General features: G+C 67.9%; 15 protein-coding genes. 10 read left to right on the top strand and 5 right to left on the bottom strand.

Annotation, left to right across the window (positions count from 1 at the left end; translation table 11 throughout):
- Positions 1 to 160 precede the first annotated feature (160 nt).
- The 3 genes from EJP69_RS22215 to EJP69_RS22210 all read right to left on the bottom strand — a co-directional run bounded on the left by EJP69_RS22215 (position 161) and on the right by EJP69_RS22210 (position 3,651).
- Entirely contained in the window at positions 161 to 2,026 is a 1,866-nt protein-coding gene (locus EJP69_RS22215) for a phosphoenolpyruvate carboxykinase (GTP) (protein WP_126472516.1), read from the bottom strand.
- A gap of 153 nt (positions 2,027 to 2,179) precedes the next feature.
- Positions 2,180 to 2,332 (bottom strand): hypothetical protein, encoded by a 153-nt coding sequence (locus tag EJP69_RS29545; protein ID WP_170217208.1) that lies wholly within the window; start codon positions 2,330 to 2,332, stop codon positions 2,180 to 2,182.
- Positions 2,333 to 2,451: 119 nt separating this feature from the next.
- Positions 2,452 to 3,651, bottom strand: coding sequence for a threonine ammonia-lyase (locus EJP69_RS22210; RefSeq protein ID WP_170217207.1), 1,200 nt, complete (start codon positions 3,649 to 3,651; stop codon positions 2,452 to 2,454).
- 116 nt (positions 3,652 to 3,767) lie between these two features.
- Here EJP69_RS22210 and EJP69_RS22205 point away from each other — a divergent pair, with 116 nt between their 5' ends.
- From EJP69_RS22205 to EJP69_RS22185, 5 genes are all read left to right on the top strand, one after another.
- Entirely contained in the window at positions 3,768 to 6,095 is a 2,328-nt protein-coding gene (locus EJP69_RS22205) for an ATP-binding protein (protein ID WP_093206725.1), read from the top strand.
- Positions 6,096 to 6,188: 93 nt separating this feature from the next.
- Positions 6,189 to 7,808: a S41 family peptidase gene (locus tag EJP69_RS22200; protein ID WP_126472514.1), complete on the top strand. Its 1,620-nt coding sequence runs from the start codon at positions 6,189 to 6,191 to the stop codon at positions 7,806 to 7,808.
- Positions 7,809 to 8,011: 203 nt separating this feature from the next.
- Complete coding sequence (locus EJP69_RS22195) at positions 8,012 to 9,211, top strand: nucleoside hydrolase (protein WP_126472513.1); 1,200 nt, start codon at positions 8,012 to 8,014, stop codon at positions 9,209 to 9,211.
- A 130-nt stretch (positions 9,212 to 9,341) separates the two neighbouring features.
- On the top strand, positions 9,342 to 10,193 hold the full coding sequence (locus EJP69_RS22190; RefSeq protein ID WP_170217206.1) for an amidohydrolase family protein: 852 nt from the start codon (positions 9,342 to 9,344) through the stop codon (positions 10,191 to 10,193).
- A complete protein-coding gene (locus EJP69_RS22185; RefSeq protein ID WP_126472511.1) occupies positions 10,183 to 11,175 on the top strand; it encodes a tripartite tricarboxylate transporter substrate binding protein in 993 nt (330 codons plus the stop codon). The genes EJP69_RS22190 and EJP69_RS22185 overlap by 11 nt, the downstream gene beginning before the upstream one ends.
- A 7-nt stretch (positions 11,176 to 11,182) precedes the next feature.
- On the opposite strand, the gene EJP69_RS22180 is transcribed toward EJP69_RS22185, so the two are convergent.
- Together EJP69_RS22180 and recQ are read right to left on the bottom strand one after the other, a co-directional pair.
- Positions 11,183 to 12,064, bottom strand: a complete 882-nt coding sequence (locus EJP69_RS22180; protein ID WP_126472510.1) for a LysR family transcriptional regulator — start codon at positions 12,062 to 12,064, stop codon at positions 11,183 to 11,185.
- A 23-nt stretch (positions 12,065 to 12,087) separates the two neighbouring features.
- Positions 12,088 to 13,980, bottom strand: coding sequence for a DNA helicase RecQ (recQ, locus tag EJP69_RS22175; protein ID WP_093307465.1), 1,893 nt, complete (start codon positions 13,978 to 13,980; stop codon positions 12,088 to 12,090).
- 304 nt (positions 13,981 to 14,284) lie between these two features.
- On the opposite strand from recQ, the gene EJP69_RS22170 reads away from it, so the two are divergent.
- From EJP69_RS22170 to hutH, 5 genes are read left to right on the top strand one after another with little or no spacing between them, the layout of a single operon-like run.
- Positions 14,285 to 15,256, top strand: coding sequence for an ABC transporter substrate-binding protein (locus EJP69_RS22170; protein WP_126472509.1), 972 nt, complete (start codon positions 14,285 to 14,287; stop codon positions 15,254 to 15,256).
- Positions 15,237 to 16,133 carry an ABC transporter permease gene (locus EJP69_RS22165; RefSeq protein WP_126472508.1) on the top strand — a complete coding sequence of 299 codons (897 nt, stop codon included), beginning with the start codon at positions 15,237 to 15,239 and terminating at the stop codon, positions 16,131 to 16,133. Before EJP69_RS22170 ends, EJP69_RS22165 begins: the two co-directional genes overlap by 20 nt.
- Positions 16,133 to 16,918, top strand: a complete 786-nt coding sequence (locus EJP69_RS22160) for an ABC transporter ATP-binding protein (protein ID WP_126472507.1) — start codon at positions 16,133 to 16,135, stop codon at positions 16,916 to 16,918. Before EJP69_RS22165 ends, EJP69_RS22160 begins: the two co-directional genes overlap by 1 nt.
- A gap of 10 nt (positions 16,919 to 16,928) precedes the next feature.
- Complete coding sequence (gene hutC / locus EJP69_RS22155) at positions 16,929 to 17,666, top strand: histidine utilization repressor (protein WP_093307512.1); 738 nt, start codon at positions 16,929 to 16,931, stop codon at positions 17,664 to 17,666.
- A gap of 59 nt (positions 17,667 to 17,725) precedes the next feature.
- Entirely contained in the window at positions 17,726 to 19,285 is a 1,560-nt protein-coding gene (gene hutH / locus EJP69_RS22150; RefSeq protein ID WP_126472506.1) for a histidine ammonia-lyase, read from the top strand.

Below are 19,285 nucleotides of genomic sequence, written 5' to 3'. Positions count from 1 at the left end.
GAGATTGTGCAAGCCTGAACTGTTCATCTCGGCTCCGCCTGCGGCTACTAGATCCAACAAAAGATCTTCAGCTAATTGATTCAGTTCGAGTACGTTCTGAGTGGAAATAAAAAAGCCCGATGGAAACTCCATCGGGCTTTTACTTTGAAGCAGTCGGCTATCAGGCGGCCAGACGCTGCTCAATCGCAGCCTTCGTCTCCGGCAGTTCCTTTGGCAGATGATGCTCGAGCTGCTTGAACAGCTCCGCATGCAGCTTCAATTCAGCTTCCCAAGCCGCTTTGTCGATGCTGGTGACCGTGGCGAATTGCTCGGCGCTGAAATTCAGGCCCGTCCAGTTCAGGTCTTCATAGCGCGGGCTCACACCGGTGATGTGATCTACGCCTTCGGTCTTGTTGCCTTCGACGCGATCGATCATCCACTTCAGCACGCGCATGTTCTCGCCATAGCCAGGCCAGACGAACTTGCCGTCAGCGCCCTTGCGGAACCAGTTGGTCGTGTAGATCTTCGGGAGCTTGGCGCCAGCGGCCTCCAGCTTCTTGCCCAGGTTGAGCCAGTGCTGGAAGTAGTCGCTCATGTTGTAGCCCATGAACGGCAGCATCGCGAACGGGTCGCGCCGTACCACGCCTTGCTGGCCAGCCGCAGCCGCGGTGGTTTCCGAGCCCATGGTCGCGGCCATGTAGACGCCTTCGACCCAGTTGCGGGCTTCGGTCACCAGCGGAACGGTGGTCGAACGACGGCCGCCGAAGATGAACGCGTCGATGGCCACGCCCTTCGGATCGTCCCAGGCATCGTCGAGCGCCGGGTTGTTCGTCGCAGCCACGGTGAAGCGCGAGTTCGGGTGCGCGGCCTTGGCGCCGGTTTCCTTGGCGATCTGCGGCGTCCAGTCCTTGCCCTGCCAGTCGGTCAGGTGCTCGGGCAGCGTCTTGGTGTCTTGCTCCATGCCTTCCCACCAGACGTCGCCGTCATCGGTGAGCGCGACGTTCGTGAAGATCACGTCGTGATGCAGGCTGTCCATGCAGTTCGGGTTGGTCAGCATGTTGGTGCCGGGCGCCACGCCGAAGTAGCCCGCCTCGGGGTTGATGGCGTACAGGCGGCCGTCCTTGCCCGGCTTGATCCAGGCGATGTCGTCGCCGATGGTCGTGACCTTCCAGCCTTCGAAACCTGCCGGCGGCACCAGCATCGAGAAGTTGGTCTTGCCGCAGGCGCTAGGGAAAGCGGCGGCCACGTGGTACTTCTTGCCCTCGGGGTTCGTCACGCCCAGGATCAGCATGTGCTCGGCCAGCCAGCCTTCGTCGCGGCCCATGTTGGAGGCGATGCGCAGCGCGAAGCACTTCTTGCCCAGCAGCGCGTTGCCGCCGTAGCCCGAGCCATAGCTCCAGATCTGGCGCGTCTCAGGATAGTGGACGATGTACTTGGTCTTGTTGCAGGGCCAGGCCACGTCCTTCTGGCCAGCCTCGAGCGGCGCGCCCACGGTGTGCACGCAGGGCACGAACTCGCCGTCGGCGCCCAGCACCTCGTAAACGGCCTTGCCCATGCGGGTCATGATGCGCATGTTGACCGCCACGTAGGGCGAGTCGGAAAGCTCGATGCCGATGTGCGCGATCGGCGAGCCCAACGGGCCCATGCTGAACGGCACGACGTACATCGTGCGGCCCTTCATGCAGCCGTCGAACAGCGGCTGCAGGGTCGCGCGCATTTCGGCAGGGGCCATCCAGTTGTTGGTTGGGCCGGCGTTTTCCTTCTGCTCGGAGCAGATGTACGTGCGATCTTCCACGCGCGCGACGTCGCTCGGGTCGGACACCGCGAGGAAGGAGTTGGGGCGCTTGGCCGGATTGAGCTTCCGGAAGGTGCCGGCGTCCACCAGTTGCTGACAGAGGCGGTCGTACTCTTCCTTGCTCCCATCGCACCAGTGGATGGCTTCGGGTTTGCACAGCGCGGCCATGTCGGCCACCCAGGCAATCAGCTTTGCGTTCTTGACGTATGAGGGCGCCTGAATGGTGAGGCCCTTCATCGTGGGTGCGTTCATCGGAAAATCTCCTAAGTTGAAAAATCGTCTTTCCGAACGGGACGCCGCGCCAGCTCAGGCACGGAGGTCCGTTTGAGAAAACGTTTCGCTTCGGGAGATTGCGTCAGTGCGGGCCGCACCGCCCGCAGACAAAGGCGCTAACGCCTGTCAGCGTCAGGCCATGAAGACGGCGATGGATGCCAGCAGCAGCATCAGCACGCCGCCGGCCAGGGGAAGCACCAGCGGCATCAGGTGAACGACCGACTCTACGGCGTCGTGTTCGACGGCCGCGCCTTGGCTCGGCTCGACGGGAGTGGGATTGGACATCGGGAAATTCCTCGAATACGCAATTGACAAACTGCTGGCATTTTACCGGCGGGGCATCTCCAGGCGGTCTAGGGGGTTGCCAGCCCCCAAACGGGGCATTCGGGGGTTGATCTCGCCCCTCAATGCTGCTCTTCCGCCTCGAAGCCCGCATCCTTCAGCGCGGCCAGCACGCCGGCCAGGTGGGCCCGCCCGCGCGTCTGCAGCACCAACTCGACGTCGACGTTCTGCGCTGCCAGCATGGTGAAGGCGCGCTGATGGTGCACCTCGTCGACGTTAGCGCCCGCTTCGGCCACGGTGGCTGTGATCCGGGCCAATGAGCCGGGCACATCGCGCGCGCTGACACGCACCCGGGCCAGCCGCCCGGCCCGGACCATCCCGCGCTCGATGATCGCCGCGAGCAGCAGCGGATCGATATTGCCCCCGGACAGAACCAGCCCCACGCGCTTGCCCCTGAAGCGCTCCGGATGCCGGATCAGCGCCGCCAGCCCGGCCGCGCCGGCGCCTTCGACCAGAGTCTTCTCGATCTCGAGCAGCATCAGCACGCCCTGCTCGATGTCGCCTTCGTCCACCAGCAGCAGGTCGTCGACCTTGCTCGCGATGATCTGCTGCGTCAGCACGCCCGGCGTGCCGACCGCGATACCCTCGGCGATCGTGCTGTTGCCCTGCGCGTGGTGCGTGCCCTTCACCGCATTGACCATCGCCGGAAAGCGCGTCGTCTGCACGCCGACGATCTCGATGTCGGGCTTGCGTTCGCGCGCGGCCACCGCCATGCCGGCGATCAGCCCGCCGCCGCCCACCGATACCACCAGCGCGTCGAGATCGGGCACTGCGTCGAGCATCTCCAGCGCCACCGTGCCCTGGCCCGCGATGATCGCCTCGTCGTCGTAGGGATGCACGAAGGTCAGCCCCTCGCGCTGAGCAAGCTCGAAGGCATGGGTTCGCGCCGCCTCCAGCGTGTCGCCGTGCAGCACCACCTCGGCGCCGAAGCCGCGCGTGCGTTCGATCTTCACGCCGGGCGTGAAGCGCGGCATCACGATCAGCGCCCGCAGTCCGAGCCGCTGCGCGTGATAGGCCACACCCTGCGCATGGTTGCCGGCAGACATGGCGATCACTCCGCGTGTACCGTTCTCGGAAAGATCCACCAGCTTGTTGCATGCGCCCCGTTCCTTGAACGAGGATGTGAACTGCAGGTTCTCGAATTTCAGGAACACCTGCGCGCCGACGATTTCCGACAGGGTGCGTGACTCCACGCACGGCGTGTTGAGCACCTGACCTTGCAGGCGCGCCGCGGCGCGCTCGATTTCCTGGATTCCGACCATGGCGCGCATTGTGGCTGGAATCGCACCCATCAGGGTTTTTACCCTTTCACGGTCTTCCCGAAGCCAAAAGTCTGCGTTATGGTCTGTCCGAAATTGTCCTCGTTGGAGGTTGCCTGATGGCCAAGCGTGCGGGTGTCGATGTCGTGGCTGCTGCGGTACGCGGGCAGGCATTGCCGTCGCCTGGACTCAAGGAAGCACCGGTGCTCGAGCTCATGTGCTCGCACTTCGTGCTGACCCTGGCCGCCAAGCAGGGGCCGCGCTTCAACGTGCGGCGCGACATCAACGGCCTGCTTTCGCTTACGGGCCGTCACCTGGTGTGGCCCGCTGCCGTGCTGCAGCGGCTGCGCGAGTTTCTCGGCCGCCGCTGCGCGGGAAACGAAGCCTGGAAGGGCGTGGAAGACTTCGACGGCCGCACGCTGCTGGAGCGCCATGGCGTGTGGCGCGGACCGTACGAGGAAGGCACGCTCTTCTTCTATCTCGACGAATACGCGAAGGACCAGCCCAAGGACCTGCTATCTGTGCTCGCTGTCACGCGCGACTGGCTCACGCACGCGTTGCGCAAGCAGTCGACGCTCGTCGAGAAGAACATCGACGCCCTCGCGGGCCTGCTGCAGCTCAACAAGGCCGAGCGCGCGCTGCTGCTCTACGGCACGCTCGCGCGCTATCAGCGCGACCTGCGCTCGCTGCTGGTCGAGTTCAAGGTCAACAACGCACCCGAGGCCTACGCCGCCATCGCCGACATCGCCGGCGTGAACGCGAGCGACGTGGGCGAGGCGCTGCGCGCGGGCTCGCGGCTCGAGCGCATCGGGCTCGTCGAGAACCTCATCTCCGAGCACAACATCACCGACCTCGCCGACCTGATGAAGGTCAGCGAGAAGCTGCCGCCGGTGCTCATGCGCGAGTACCGCGATCACAACGAGCTGATGGCCGTGTTCACGCGCCCCTCGGCCAAGAGCGCGCTCACGCCGCATGACTTCTCCTTCGTGCAGGAAGACGCGCAGATGCTCGTCAGGCTGCTGCGCGCGGCGGTCGCGCGCAAGGAGCCGGGCGTCAACGTGCTCCTCTACGGCCCGCCCGGCACCGGCAAGACCGAGCTCGCCAAGGTGGTCGCGCAGGCCGCCGGGCTCGAACTCTTCGAAGTCGAGTACGCCGACCGCGACGGCAATTCGCTCAGCGGCCGCGACCGCTACCGTTCGCTGCAGATCGCGCAGGTGTTCCTCAAGGGCAGCGCGCAGGCCGCGCTGCTGTTCGACGAGGTCGAGGACGTGTTCCCGCCCATCAGCACCGAGGCCGCGCAGTTCATGGCGCGCGCCGAGCAGATCCCGGCGCCCACCAGCGGCAGCGTCAGCGGAAAGGCCTGGGTCAACCAGATCCTGGAGGCCAATCCCGTGCCCACGCTGTGGGTCACCAACCGCATCGAGCAGATCGACCCGGCATTCCGTCGCCGCTTCGCCTATCACCTGGAGCTCAAGTCGCCGCCGCCCGGCGCGCGCGAGCAGCTCGTGAAGAAGACGCTCGAAGGCGTGGTCGTGTCCGAGGCCTTCACCGCCAAGCTGGCCGGGCGCAAGGGCCTCACGCCCGCGCAGATCCGTACGGCGGTGCGCTTCGCCGGACTGGCCCGCACCGAGGACGACGCGTCGATGGAAACGCTCATCGAGCGCCAGCTGCGCAATGCCGACCTCGCCCTCGGCACCGCCGACGCCGCGCGCGGCGAGCGCCGCAGCGTCACCACCTACGACCTCGACATGCTCAACGTCGAGACCCGCTTCGAGATCCCGCGCATCGTCGAGGCGCTGAAGGCGCGCGGCCACGGCACGCTGTGCTTCTACGGCGCCCCTGGCACCGGCAAGACCGCGCTGGCGGAACACATCGCCAAGGCCGTGGGCCGTCCGCTGATCGTCAAGCAGGCCAGCGACCTCATGAGCAAGTACGTCGGCGAGACCGAGCAGAACATGGCCGCCATGTTCCGCGAGGCCGAGACCGAAAAGGCCGTGCTGCTGCTCGACGAGGCCGACAGCTTCCTGCAGGACCGCCGCGGCGCGCAGCGCACCTACGAAGTCACCGAGGTCAACGAGATGCTGCAGGGCATGGAGCGCTTCAACGGCGTCTTCGTCTGCACCACCAACCTGCTCGACCGGCTCGACCAGGCGGCGCTGCGGCGCTTCACCTTCAAGATCAAGTTCATGCCGCTCACCGCCGCGCAGCGCGAGCGCATGTTCATCACCGAGGCGCTCGCGGGCGACGCCGAACTCATGACCAATGCCATGCGTTCGCGGCTCGCGCAGCTTGCACAGCTGTGCCCCGGGGATTTCGCGGCAGTGAAACGGCAGACCGATATCCTCGCGGCGGAGTTCTCCGCGAGCGAGTTTCTCGACCAGCTCGAAGCCGAGCACCGCATCAAGCCCGAAGTGCGCGAGTCGCGCGGCATGGGCTTCGTGCAGTAGCACCGGCGGCGGCAGCAAGCCGAAGGCTCGGGGCGGCCGTCGCCGCGCAGAACGAAAACATCCGCCCGTCGATGCGGGCACGAGGAGGAGCGCATGGTGGGTTCTCGCAAGGTCGACGACGCGCGGCGGCTGCCGCGCCCTGGTGCATGGGCTGCCGCCGGCGCGGCGCTCGCTGCCGCTTTCCTTCTGGCGGGCTGCGGAGGCGGTGGAGGAGGGGGCGGCGGCGGTGGCCTGCCGATCGGCCTGATCCCGGGCACCACGACACCACCGACAAACACCCCGAGCGGCGGCGACGGCATCGTCGCCTCGGCCACCGTCGCGGGCCTGTGCGCATCGCCGCGCAGCGGCATCAACCCGGACACCAATGCGGCCTACCCCGACCGCAGCGGCACGATCGACAACGAGAAGAGCTGGGTGCGCGGCTGGATCGACGAAACCTACCTCTGGTACGGCGAGGTGCCCACCACCCTCAAGGCCGCCGACTACGCCACGCCCGTCACCTGGTTCAACGTCCTCAAGACGACGGCCACCACGGCGTCGGGCCGCGCGAAGGACCGCTTCCACTTCACCTACGACACCGAGGTCTACCGCCAGCTCACGCAGGGCGGCGTCTCGGCCGGCTACGGCATGGAGACGGCGTCGGTGCGCAGCTCGCCGCCGCGCGACATTCGCATCGCCTTCGTCGAGCCCGGCTCGCCCGCCACCAACGCGGGCCTGCAGCGCGGCGCGAAGATCCTCACGATCGACGGCATCAACGTCGTCAGCAGCACCGGCACTGCCAACGTCAATGCGATCAACGCCGCCCTGTCGCCCAAGGCCGTCGGCGAGTCGCACACCTTCACCTTCGAGGTGAACGGCGTGGCGCAGTCGCCGGTACAGCTGACGGCCGCGAAGATCACCAGCACGCCGGTGCAGAACGTGCAGGTCATCGACACCGGCAGCGGCCGCGTGGGCTATCTGCTCTTCAACGACCACATCACCACGTCGGAGTCGCTGCTCATCAATGCGGTGAACACCTTCAAGCAGGGCGCAGGCATCCAGGACCTCGTGCTCGACATGCGCTACAACGGCGGCGGCCAGCTGCTCATCGCGAGCCGGCTGGCCTACATGATCGCGTCGCCCTCGGCGACGACCGGCAAGACCTTCGAACAGCTGGTCTTCAACGACAAGAACCCGTTCCACCTGACGGCCTCGCAGACGCTCACGCCCTTCGTCACCACCAGCCGCAGCGGCCAGGCACTGCCCACGCTCGGCCTTTCGCGCGTCACGGTGCTCACCGGTCCCGACACCTGCTCGGCAAGCGAATCGGTCATCAACAGCCTGCGCGGCGTGGGCGTCACCGTCAACCTGGTCGGCGGCACCACCTGCGGCAAGCCCTACGGCTTCTATCCGCAGGACAACTGCGGCACCACCTACTTCGCGATCCAGTTCAAGGGCGTGAACCAGCAGGGCTACGGCGACTACAGCGACGGCTTCACGCCCACCGCCGGCTGCACGGTGGCCGACGACTTCGGCCACCAGCTCGGCGACAAGGCCGAGGCGCGGCTCGCTGCGGCGCTCGCGCTGCGCAGCACGGGCTCCTGCCCCGTCTCGACCAAGACCGCCGTCGAGGGCCTGGAGAAGGCCGCCGGGCCCGAAGCGGAGCAGCCCTACTTGCCGGGCCGCTCGCCGCTGCGCGAGAACCGCCTGATCGGCCTGCCCGATCCGGCCTGAACTGCCCTGGGCTCCCCCGAGAGCTGGCCCCGGCTCTCCTCCGGGCTCGCGGAAAACCCCTAGCGCTGGCGCTTGCCACCCCTGTCGCTCGCGCCGTAGAGTGAGTTAAACGTTTGCGCAAAGGTTTGCGCAAACGTTTGTATCTCGGGCGGGCAGGACTTGCCCGGCCTGAGAACCAACTTCCTAGTACCAGGAGAGAGAAGATGCGCAAATGGATCGGGGCGATGTTCATCGCCGTCATCACGGTGTTGGCGGGCTGCGGAGGCGGCGGCAACGGGGGCGGAGGCATCGGCCTCGGCCCGGGCTGGGGCGGTGGTGGCGGCGGATCGGGCGGCGGTTCCAGCGCGCAGAAGATCATCATCGACAGCGACTACAACACCATGAGCGACGACGGCCAGCTCGGCGTGATGGCCGCCCAGCTGCAGGCCGACGGCAAGGTCCAGGTCATGGGCATCAGCGTGGTCTCGGGCAACCAGTGGCTAAAGCAGGGCGTGGCCGATGCATTGATGTCGGTGGAGCGCCTCGGCGTGGGTGACCGCATCGGCGTCTACTCGGGCGCGAACTACGCGCTCAACCACACCTATGCCGACGTCGAAGCCGAAATGGCCGCCGGTGCCGGCGGCGACGGCTACCTCGGCGCCTGGGGCGGTCCCGAGCCCAAGACCGACGCCGACCTCAAGCCCTCGCCTGACGGCTTCGCGAAACGCACGGTGGTGCAGCGCAAGACCGCGGTCGACTTCATCGTCGACACCGTGAAGGCCAACCCCGGCGAGATCACCATCCTGGCCATCGGCCCGCTCACCAACATCGCGCTCGCGGTGAAGCAGAACCCCGAGATCGTGCCGCTCATCAAGAAGATCATCTACATGGGCGGCGCCGTCGACGTGCCGGGCAACACCACCAAGGCCGCCGAGTTCAACTGGTGGTTCGACCCCGATGCCGCGCAGTTCGTGGTGCGCCTGCCCATTCCGCAGGTGGTGGTGCCGCTGGACGTGACCGACACCGTGTTCCTCACCAAGCCCATCTACGACCGCATCGCCCACCCGGCCAAGCCCACGGCCGTGACCGACGTGTTCCAGAAGCTCAACGGCTACGGCTTCGACGGCAAGAACGGCTTCGAGAACAACCCGAACTACACGCAGAACATCTGGGACACCCTCACGCTGGCCTACCTGATCGATCCGAGCTACGCCACGCAGACCGTCGAGCGCTACGTCGACGTGATCGCCAAGCCGGGCGCGGCCGACAATGGCCGTTCCATCGGCTACTCGTCGCAGCCAGCCGGCGCGACGCTGCAGAAGATGACGGTGGTGAAGAAGTTCGACAACGCGCGCTTCTTCGAGCTCTACGTAGACCTGCTCACGCGGCCGGTGCCCATCACGCTGCCCGCGACGACGAACTGAGCGTCGTCGTCATAAGCCGCGCTTATCCAAATACAACCGGGAGACCCGTTCCCGGCAGGCGCTGCCCTTCGGATACTCGCCCACGTCCGCATTCCCGCGGACGCACAACGAATCCGACAGAGACAACGCCGTGCCGTTCGCCGCCATTGCCGCCATCACCGCCGTCGACAGCCACGCCCACGTGTTCGTGCGTGGTCTGCCCCTGGCGGCGGCCCGCCGGCATGCGCCCGACTACGACGCCACGCTGGCCGCGTACCTCGCGCTGCTCGACGCGCACGACGTCTCGCACGGCGTGCTGGTGCAGCCCAGCTTTCTCGGCACCGACAACAGCTTCCTGATCGATGCGCTGCGCGCCGCCCCGGGGCGCCTGCGCGGCGTCGCCGTGGTCGACCCGCAGGTGGACGACGCCACGTTGCGCGCCATGACCGAGGCCGGCATCGTCGGCATCCGCCTCAACATCGTGGGCATGCCGCTGCCCGACTTCTCGTGGCCCGACTGGCAGCGGCTCTTCGCCCGCGTGCGTGCGCTGGGCTGGCACGTGGAGCTGCATCGCGAATCGCGAGACCTCCCGCAGGCGGCGCGGCCCGTGCTCGACGCCGGATGCGCGCTGGTCGTCGACCACTTCGGCCGGCCCGCATCGGCGCCCGCCGACGATGAAGGCTTTGCCTGGCTGCTCGGCGCCGCCGCCTGCGGGCGCATCTGGGTCAAGCTCTCGGCTGCCTACCGCAACTGGCCCGCGGCCACCACCGATGTCCGCGCGCACGAAGCCGCGCAGGCGCTGCTGAAGGCCTTCGGCCCCGAACGCCTCGTGTGGGGCAGCGACTGGCCGCACACGCAACACCGCGAAATCGCCGACTACGCCACCGCCCATGCGGCGCTGGCCGACTGGGTACCCGACGCCGCCACGCGCCGCCGCATCCTGGTCGACACGCCGGCGCGGCTCTTCAAGTTCAAGACAGGAGACATCACCGATGACCAATGAAATCTCTCGCGCGCGACTGCTGCGCGCCGTTCCGCTCGCGCTCGCCGGCGCGGCCCTGCTGCTGGGCAGCCTGGGCGCGCATGCCCAGGCGTGGCCGTCCAAGCCGGTGCGGCTGGTCGTGAGCTACCCGCCAGGCGGCACGGTCGACGCGGTGGCGCGCATCGTGGCGCCCAAGCTCTCGGCGAAGCTGGGCCAGCCGGTGGTGATCGACAACCGGAGCGGCGCCGGCGGTGCCATCGGCGGCGACCTCGTCGCCAAGAGCGCGCCCGACGGCTACACCGTGCTGCTCGACGCTTCCAACCACGCGCAGAACCCGGCGCTGCGCAAGATGCCCTTCGACACGCTGCGCGAACTCTCGCCGGTGTCGCTGCTGGTGAAGGTGCCCAACGTGCTGGTGGTGAACCCCTCGGCGCCGATGAAGAGCGTGGCCGACCTGATCGCACAGGCCAGGGCGAAGCCGGGCGGCATCAACTACGCCTCGTCGGGCAACGGCTCGGCGCAGCACCTCGCGGGCGAGCTGTTCACCTCGATGGCAGGCGTCCAGATGACGCACGTGGCCTACAAGGGCGGCGGCCCCGCGCTCACCGACGTGATGTCGGGGCATGTGCCGGTGTTCTTCGCCAGCATCGCCTCGAGCCTGCCTTTCATCCAGAGCGGCAAGCTGCGCCCGCTGGCCGTCACCGGCAAGACGCATTCGTCCGCCTTGCCCCAGCTGCCCACCGTGGCGGAGGCCGGCCTGCCCGGCTACGAGGTCTACGAATGGAATGCGGTGTTCGTGCCGGCCGGCACGCCCGCGCCGGTGGCCGAGCGGCTTTCGAAGGAACTCGCAGCCACGCTCAAGGACCCGGAAGTGCGCGGCCGGCTCGAAGCGCTTGGCGCCGAGGTGATCGGCTCCAGCCCCGCCGAGCTCGACAGCTTCCGCCGCGCCGAGATCGCCAAGTGGACCAAGGTCGCGAAGGACAACAGGATCCAGCTGGATTGAGGCCGCGTCAGCCGCGCAGCATGGCCGCGAAGGCGTCGGCGAAGGTCGGCCGCGAGCGCGCCAGCCACAGCGCCGACAGCTCGAAGGCCGGCAACCCCGCGCCGTCGCGCACTTCGGCATAGCGCACGCCCTCGTGCTGCAGCGCGCGCACCGAGCGCGGCAGCAGCGACCAGCCCAGCCCCGCGGCCACGCAGGCCAGCACCGTCAGCGTGCGGTTGGCGTCCTGCACCACGCGCGTCTCGTGGCCGGCGCGGCGCAGCGCGCCCAGCAGCTGTGCGCGCAGGGCCGGGATCTGCTGTTCCGGGAACCACACCAGGCCGTGTCGTGCGACGTCGGCGAGCGACACGCAGCCGTCCTCATGAAGCGGCCATGCGGCGGGCAGCGCGGCGATCATCGGCTCCTCGCCCAGCCGCAGTTCGTGCACCCGGGCCGTGACCGACACCGGCGGGTGCAGCAGCGCGATGTCGATGCGCCCGCCTTCCAGCGCCGCCACCTGCTCGGCATTGCTCATCTCGCGCAGCACCACGTCGAGCTGCGGATGTTCGGCGCGCAGCCGGCGCAGCGCGTTCGGCAGCACCTCGTAGACCGCATGCGTGACGAAGCCGATCGTCAGCCGGCCCGCGCGGCCGGCACCGATCGCGCGGGCACGCTCGGTGGCTGCATCGCCGTAAGCCAGGCTGGCGCGCAGGTCGTCGATGACGGCCAGCCCCGCGTCGGTGAGCGTGGCGCCGCGGCGCGAGCGCGTGAAGAGCCGCGTGCCGAGTTCGTGCTCGAGCCGGTTCAGCGTCTGCGTGAGCGCCGGCTGCGCCAGGCCCATCCGCTCGGCCGCCTTCGTGAGGCTGCCCGCCTCGGCGATCGCGATCACGCAGCGCATCTGGCGGGTGTCCACGGCCGCGCCTTTTTCCTACGGCCTCAGAACGCCTCGCAGACGCGCAGCACCTCGCTGCCGTAGGCCTCGAGCTTCTTGGTGCCGATGCCGCTGATGCCCTGCAGGTCCTCGAGCGTCGCGGGCGCGCGCTCGGCGATGGCCGCGAGCGTGGCGTCGTGGAAGATCACGTAGGCCGGCAGGTTGTGCTCCTTCGCGACCTCGGCGCGCCAGGCTTTCAGCGCGTCGAAGCGCTTGCGGCCCATGTCGTCGAGCTTGGCCGCGGCCGGCGGCGGCGCGCCCTTGGCGGTTTTCTCGCGCCGGGGCTTGCGCTCCGCCGGTGACGACACCGATTCGCGCAGCGTCACCTGCGTCTCGCCCCTGAGCACCGAGCGCGAGCCTTCGGTGAGCTTCAGCGTGTTGAAGGCTTCCGCGTCCACCGCCAGCGCGCCGGTGGCGATCAGCTGGCGCAGCACGCCGCGCAGCGCCACCTCGCTGAACTCGGCGCCGATGCCGTAGGTGCTGATGCGCTCGTGGCCGAACTGCTTGACCTTCTCGGTCGGCTTGCCGCGCAGGATGTCCATGATGTGCCCCGCGCCGAAGCTGATGCCGCTCAACTGCTGCACGCGGTAGATGGTGCTCAGCAGCTTGCGCGCGGCATCGGTGCCGTCCCACACCTGCGGCGGGTTCAGGCAGTTGTCGCAGTTGCCGCAGGGCGTGCTCTTCTCGCCGAAGTAGCCCAGCAGGCGCACGCGCCGGCAGTCGCTGGCCTCGGCCAGCGAGAGCAGGGCGTCGAGCTTGCCGCGCATCACCTGCTTGAACTCTTCGCCGGCGGGGCTCTCGTCGATCATGCGACGCTGGTTGACCACGTCCTGCAGGCCGTAGGCCATCCAGGCGTCGGCGGGTCCGCCGTCGCGGCCGGCGCGGCCTGTTTCCTGGTAGTAGCCCTCGATGTTCTTGGGCATGTCGAGGTGGCCGACGAAGCGCACGTCGGGCTTGTCGATGCCCATGCCGAAGGCGATGGTCGCGACCATCACGATGCCTTCCTCGCGCAGGAAGCGGTCCTGGTGCTGCTGGCGCACCGACGCGTCCAGCCCCGCGTGATAGGGCAGGGCGTTGATGCCCGCGTCGCGCAGCGACACCGCCACGTCTTCCACCCGCTTGCGCGACTGGCAATAGACCACGCCGGCGTCGCCCTCGTGCTCGCGCTCGATGAAGCGCAGCAGCTGCGTGGTGGCGTCCTTCTTCTCGACGATGGTGTAGCGGATGTTCGGGCGGTCGAAGCTGGAGACGAACTGGCGCGCGTCCTCCAGCTGCAGCCGCTCGACGATGTCGGCGCGCGTGAGCGCGTCGGCCGTGGCCGTGAGCGCGATGCGCGGCACGCCGGCGTAGCGCTCGTGCAGCACGGTGAGCGCGCGGTACTCGGGGCGGAAGTCGTGGCCCCACTGGCTCACGCAGTGCGCCTCGTCGATGGCGAAGAGCGAGAGCTTGCCGCGCTCCTTCAGCGAATCGAGCTGCGACAGGAAGCGCGGCGTGTTCACGCGCTCGGGCGCCGCGTACAGCAGCGTGATCTCGCCGCGCAGCATGCGGCGCTCCACGTCCTGCGTCTCTTCCCAGTCGAGCGTGGAATTGAGGAAGGCCGCGCTCACGCCGGCCTCGTGCAGCGCGCCCACCTGGTCGTGCATCAGCGCGATGAGCGGCGACACCACGATCGCCACGCCGCGCCCCGCGCGCTGCCGGGCGATGGCCGGGATCTGGTAGCACAGCGACTTGCCGCCGCCCGTGGGCATCAGCACCAGCGCGTCGCCGCCGCCCACCACGTGATCGACGATGTCCTGCTGGGCCCCCCGGAACTGCGCATAGCCGAAGACCTCGTGGAGGATGTCGGAAGGGGCGCTGCTGCCGGAGATGTCGATGGGTTGGGGGGCGAGAGAGGACACAGGCAGCGGGCGGGGAGGTCGGAAAAGGAGGGGAAGGGGGAGAAAGAGGGCGGCCGCCGATTGTCCCCCAGCGCCGCAGATATGACTGTGGCACGAGGTTTGCAATGGTGGCCGCCGTCCTGCGTCCTTTCCTGTCTAGACAGCAAATGGGTGCATTTCCCAAGGAAGTGCACCAAAAATGACCTTTCGGGTTATCCTGTATATACAAGTTGGGGCGCCTGGCAACAATGCGAGGCGTGCGTCACCCGGCCATCGGGCCCGCCGCCGAGCTTTTTTCCCCTCAAGAACAGACCCAGGAGTACCCATGGTCAAGACGGTAGTTGTGAAAGTCGCTTCGCTGCTTGCAGCAGGTGCATGTGCAGCGGGCATGGCCGGAACGGCCGCCGCCCAGGAAGTGACGAAGATCTCGCTCGGCATGTCGGGCTGGACCGGCTTCGCGCCGCTCTCGCTGGCCGACAAGGCCGGCATCTTCAAGAAGAACGGGCTTGACGTCGAACTCAAGATGATTCCGCAGAAGGACCGCCACCTCGCGCTGGCCTCCGGCGCCATCCAGTGCGCGGCCACCACCGTCGAGACGCACGTGGCCTGGAACGCCAACGGCGTGCCGATCGTGCAGATCTTCCAGATGGACAAGTCCTACGGCGCCGACGGCCTCGCGGTGCGCGGCGACGTCACCAAGTTCTCCGACCTCAAGGGCAAGACCATCGGCGTCGACGCCCCCGGCACCGCCCCCTACTTTGGCCTGGCCTGGATGCTCAGCAAGAACGGCATGACGCTGAAGGACGTGAAGACCACCACGCTGTCGCCGCAGGCCTCGGCCCAGGCCTTCGTGGCCGGCCAGAACGACGCCGCTATGACCTACGAGCCGTACCTCTCCACCGTGCGCTCCAACCCCTCCGCCGGCAAGATCCTGGCCACCACCCTCGACTACCCGATGGTGATGGACACCGTCGGCTGCGCGCCCACCTGGCTCAAGGCCAACGCCAAGGCCGCCGCCGCGCTCACCAAGTCGTACTTCGACGCGCTCGACATGATCAAGGCCGAGCCCGAGAAGTCCAACGAACTCATGGGCTCCGCCGTGAAGCAGAGCGGCGAGCAGTTCGCCAAGTCGGCGGCCTTCCTGCGCTGGCAGGACAAGGCCGCCAACCAGAAGTTCTTCGCGGGCGAGCTCACCAGCTTCATGAAGGAGGCCGCGCCCATCCTTCTGGAAGCCGGCGTGATCCGCAAGGCGCCCGAGGACTTCTCGGTCACCTTCGATGCAAGCTTCGTCAAGTAAGAACATGGCGCAGATGCCTTCCGCATCAGTGGTCGCGGCGCCTGCACCGCAGCAGGCCGCCAGGGCCGCGGCGCCGGTCGTCGCGCCCGCCCGCCGCCGCGCGCTCGCGCCGCTCGAACCCATCGGCACGCGCGCCCGCGTGCTGCTGGGGCTCGCGTTCTTCGTCGTCTTCGTGCTCGTGTGGGCCATCGCCACGCTCGGCGGCTTCGTGCCGCCGACCTTCCTCGCGAGCCCGCCGACCATGGTCAAGGAAGGCTGGCTGCTCTTCACCGAGTACGGCTTCATCGGCGACATCGGCATGACCGTGTGGCGCGTGTTCGGCGGCTTCCTGCTGGCGGCCGTGTTCGCGGTGCCGCTGGGCATCGCCATGGGCACCTGGAAGGCCGTGGAGGCCTTCTTCGAACCCTTCGTCTCCTTCTGCCGCTACCTGCCGGCCTCGGCCTTCATTCCGCTGCTCATCCTGTGGGCGGGCCTGGGCGAGATGCAGAAGCTGCTGGTGATCTTCATCGGCTCCTTCTTCCAGATCGTGCTGATGGTGGCCGTCACCGTTGGCGGCGCGCGGCGCGACCTCGTGGAGGCCGCCTACACGCTGGGCGCCAACAGCCGCGGCATCGTGGCGCGCGTGCTCATTCCGGGTGCCGCGCCGGGCATCGCCGAAACGCTGCGCCTCGTGCTCGGCTGGGCATGGACCTACGTGATCGTGGCGGAGCTGATCGGCTCCTCCTCGGGCATCGGCCACATGATCACCGACAGCCAGGCGCTGCTGAACACCGGCCAGATCATCTTCGGGATCATCGTGATCGGCGTAATCGGCCTGCTTTCCGACTTCGCCTTCAAGGCAATCAACCGCCGTCTCTTCGCCTGGGCAGCACTGTGATGTCGCAGAACCAACTTTCCATCCAGGGCGTCTCGCGCGTCTTCACCGGCACCAAGGGCCAGCGCACGCAGGCGCTGCAGCCGATCGACTTCGAGGTGAAGGAGAACGACTTCGTCACCATCCTCGGCCCCTCGGGCTGCGGCAAGTCGACGCTGCTGCGCATCGTGGCGGGGCTCGACTTTCCGACCACCGGCCAGGTGCTGCTCGACGGCGAGCGCATCGAGGGCCCGGGCGCCGACCGCGGCGTGGTGTTCCAGAGCTACACGCTCTTCCCGTGGCTCACGGTGGCGCAGAACATCCGCTTCGGCCTGCGCGAGCGCGGTATGAGCGAGGCCAACCAGAAGGAGCGCAGCGAGTTCTTCATCGCCAAGGTCGGCCTGCGCGGCTTCGAGAACCACTTTCCGAAGCAGCTCTCGGGCGGCATGCAGCAGCGCACGGCGATCGCGCGCGCTCTCGCCAACGACCCCAAGATGCTGCTGCTCGACGAGCCTTTCGGCGCGCTCGACAACCAGACCCGCGTGCTCATGCAGGAGCTGCTGCTGGGCATCTGGGAATCGGCGCAGAAGACGGTGCTGTTCGTCACGCACGACATCGACGAGGCCATCTTCATGGCCAACCGCGTGGCGGTGTTCAGCGCGCGCCCCGGTCGCATCAAGACCGAGATCGCGGTCGACTTTCCGCACCCGCGCAGCTACACCATCAAGACCTCGCCGGAGTTCATGGAAATCAAGGCGCGTCTGACAGAAGAAATCCGCGCCGAATCGATGGCCGCGGCGGAGCATTGACGAAGACACGATGAAACGCGACCTGCCGACCCTCGCGCTCTATGCGCAAGTCATGGATCACATCTCCCGCAAGATCCAGGACGGGACGTGGCCGCCCGGCCACCGCCTGCCGTCGGAGCACGAGCTGGTCGCGCAGTTCGGCATGGCGCGCATGACGGTGAACCGTGCGCTGCGCGAACTGGTGGAGCAGGGGCGCATCGTGCGCGTGGCGGGCGTCGGCAGCTTCGTGGCGGAGAACAAGCCGCAGTCCACGCTGCTGCAGATCGCCAACATCGCCAGCGAGATCCGCCAGCGCGGGCACGACTACCGCTGCGAGATGATCGCGGTCGAGCGCATCGCCGCTTCGCCCGACGTGGCCGCGTGGCTCGACAAGCGTGCCGGCGACTCGGTGTTCCACAGCGTGTGCCTGCACCTGGAGAACGGCACGCCGGTGCAGCTCGAGGAGCGCTTCGTCAACCCGCAGGTGGTGCCCGACTACCTCGAGCAGGACTTCGGCGCGACGCCGCCCAGCGAGTACCTGGTGCGCAACGTGCCCTTCGACCAGATCGAGCACGTGGTCGACGCCGTGCTGCCCAACGCCGAGCAGGCCGAGCGGCTCGCGATGACGCCCACCGACCCCTGCCTGCTGCTCACGCGCCGCACCTGGTCGCGCAACGTCCCCGTGACCTGGGTGCGCTGCCTGCATCCCGCTTCGAGATACAGCCTGGGAAGCCGCTTCAAGGCCGACGGCAACCCCAGCTTCGGCTGATTTTTTCGTCCTCAGAGACCTCCGATTTCACTCGCAACTACTTGTATAGACAGGCTCACATGCCAAGCAAACACACCGCCAATCCAGATGCCACTTTGACCCTCGTGCCCGGCAAAGTCGACCTCGCGACGCTGCGTCGCATCCAGGCCGGCGGCGTGCGGCTCGCGCTCGACGCGTCGGTGCGCGAAGGCATGCAGCGTGCCGAAGCCGCCGTGCGTCACATCGTCGAGAACGACCAGGTCGTCTACGGCATCAACACCGGCTTCGGCAAGCTCGCCAGCACGCGCATCGGCAACGACCACCTCGCCGAACTGCAGCGCAACCTGGTGCTCTCGCACAGCGTGGGCACGGGCGAGCCGCTGGCCGCGCCCGTCGTGCGCATGATCCTCGCGACCAAGGCGGTGAGCCTGGCGCGCGGGCACTCGGGCGTGCGACCCGCGCTGGCCGACGCGTTGCTGGCGCTGTTCAACGCAGGTGTCACGCCGAGCATCCCGTGCAAGGGCTCGGTCGGCGCTTCCGGTGACCTCGCGCCGCTCGCGCACATGGCCTGCGTGCTGATCGGCGAAGGACAGGCGACGCTGGCCGACGGCAAGGTCGTCGGCGGTGCCGAGGCGATGCGCAGCATCGGCCTCGAGCCCTTCGTGCTCGGCCCCAAGGAAGGCCTCGCGCTGCTGAACGGCACTCAGGTGTCGACCGCGCTGGCGCTGGCGGGCCTCTTCGGCGCGGAAGACGTGTTCGCCTCGGCCCTGATGTCGGGCGCACTCTCGCTCGAAGCCATCCAGGGCTCCATCAAGCCCTTCGACGCACGCATCCACGCCGCACGCGGCCAGCCCGGCCAGATCGCGGTGGCAGGCGCCGTGCGCACGCTGCTCGAAGGCAGCGAGATCGTTCCCTCGCATGCCGACTGCGGCCGCGTGCAGGACCCGTACTCGGTGCGCTGCATCCCGCAGGTGATGGGCGCCTGCCTCGACAACCTCGCGCACGCCGCGCGCGTGCTGGTCATCGAAGCCAATGCCGCATCGGACAACCCGCTGGTCTTCACGGACACGGGCGAGGTCATCTCGGGCGGCAACTTCCACGCCGAGCCTGTCGCTTTCGCGGCCGACATCGTGGCGCTGGCCGTGAGCGAAGTCGGCGCGATCTCCGAGCGCCGCCTTGCGCTGCTGCTCGACAGCGGCCTGTCGGGCCTGCCGCCTTTCCTCGTGCGCGATGGCGGCCTCAACTCCGGCTTCATGATCGCGCAGGTCACGGCCGCCGCGCTCGCTTCGGAGAACAAGTCGCTCGCGCACCCCGCCAGCGTCGACAGCCTGCCCACCTCAGCCAACCAGGAAGACCACGTGTCGATGGCCACCTTCGCGGGCCGCCGCCTGGCCGACATGGTCAACAACACGGCAGTGGTCGTCGGCATCGAGGCCATGGCCGCCGCGCAAGGCATCGAGCTCAAGCGCAAGCTGAAAAGCTCGCCGCTGGTCGAAGCCGAATTCGCCGGCATCCGCCAGAAGGTCGCCTTCCTCGAGACCGACCGCTACCTCGCCCCCGACATCGAAGCCATGCGCCTGTGGGCGCTGAAGGCCGAACTGCCGGCCGCGCTGCTCGACATCCTGCCCAGTCACTCGTAA

Source organism: Variovorax gossypii (assembly GCF_003965815.1).
GTDB lineage: Bacteria > Pseudomonadota > Gammaproteobacteria > Burkholderiales > Burkholderiaceae_C > Variovorax > Variovorax gossypii.
Note: the sequence above shows the minus strand (reverse complement) of the source record. Positions and strands in the feature narration are given on the sequence as shown.

Excerpts from the sequence above, each read along its gene's own strand:
- EJP69_RS22215 (WP_126472516.1), bottom strand. The coding sequence starts at position 2,026 with ATGAACGCACCCACGATGAAGGGCCTCACCATTCAGGCGCCCTCATAC.
- EJP69_RS29545 (WP_170217208.1), bottom strand. The coding sequence starts at position 2,332 with ATGTCCAATCCCACTCCCGTCGAGCCGAGCCAAGGCGCGGCCGTCGAA.
- EJP69_RS22210 (WP_170217207.1), bottom strand. The coding sequence starts at position 3,651 with ATGGTCGGAATCCAGGAAATCGAGCGCGCCGCGGCGCGCCTGCAAGGT.
- EJP69_RS22205 (WP_093206725.1), top strand. The coding sequence starts at position 3,768 with ATGGCCAAGCGTGCGGGTGTCGATGTCGTGGCTGCTGCGGTACGCGGG.
- EJP69_RS22200 (WP_126472514.1), top strand. The coding sequence starts at position 6,189 with ATGGTGGGTTCTCGCAAGGTCGACGACGCGCGGCGGCTGCCGCGCCCT.
- EJP69_RS22195 (WP_126472513.1), top strand. The coding sequence starts at position 8,012 with ATGCGCAAATGGATCGGGGCGATGTTCATCGCCGTCATCACGGTGTTG.
- EJP69_RS22185 (WP_126472511.1), top strand. The coding sequence starts at position 10,183 with ATGACCAATGAAATCTCTCGCGCGCGACTGCTGCGCGCCGTTCCGCTC.
- EJP69_RS22170 (WP_126472509.1), top strand. The coding sequence starts at position 14,285 with ATGGTCAAGACGGTAGTTGTGAAAGTCGCTTCGCTGCTTGCAGCAGGT.
- EJP69_RS22165 (WP_126472508.1), top strand. The coding sequence starts at position 15,237 with ATGCAAGCTTCGTCAAGTAAGAACATGGCGCAGATGCCTTCCGCATCA.
- EJP69_RS22160 (WP_126472507.1), top strand. The coding sequence starts at position 16,133 with ATGTCGCAGAACCAACTTTCCATCCAGGGCGTCTCGCGCGTCTTCACC.
- hutC (WP_093307512.1), top strand. The coding sequence starts at position 16,929 with ATGAAACGCGACCTGCCGACCCTCGCGCTCTATGCGCAAGTCATGGAT.
- hutH (WP_126472506.1), top strand. The coding sequence starts at position 17,726 with ATGCCAAGCAAACACACCGCCAATCCAGATGCCACTTTGACCCTCGTG.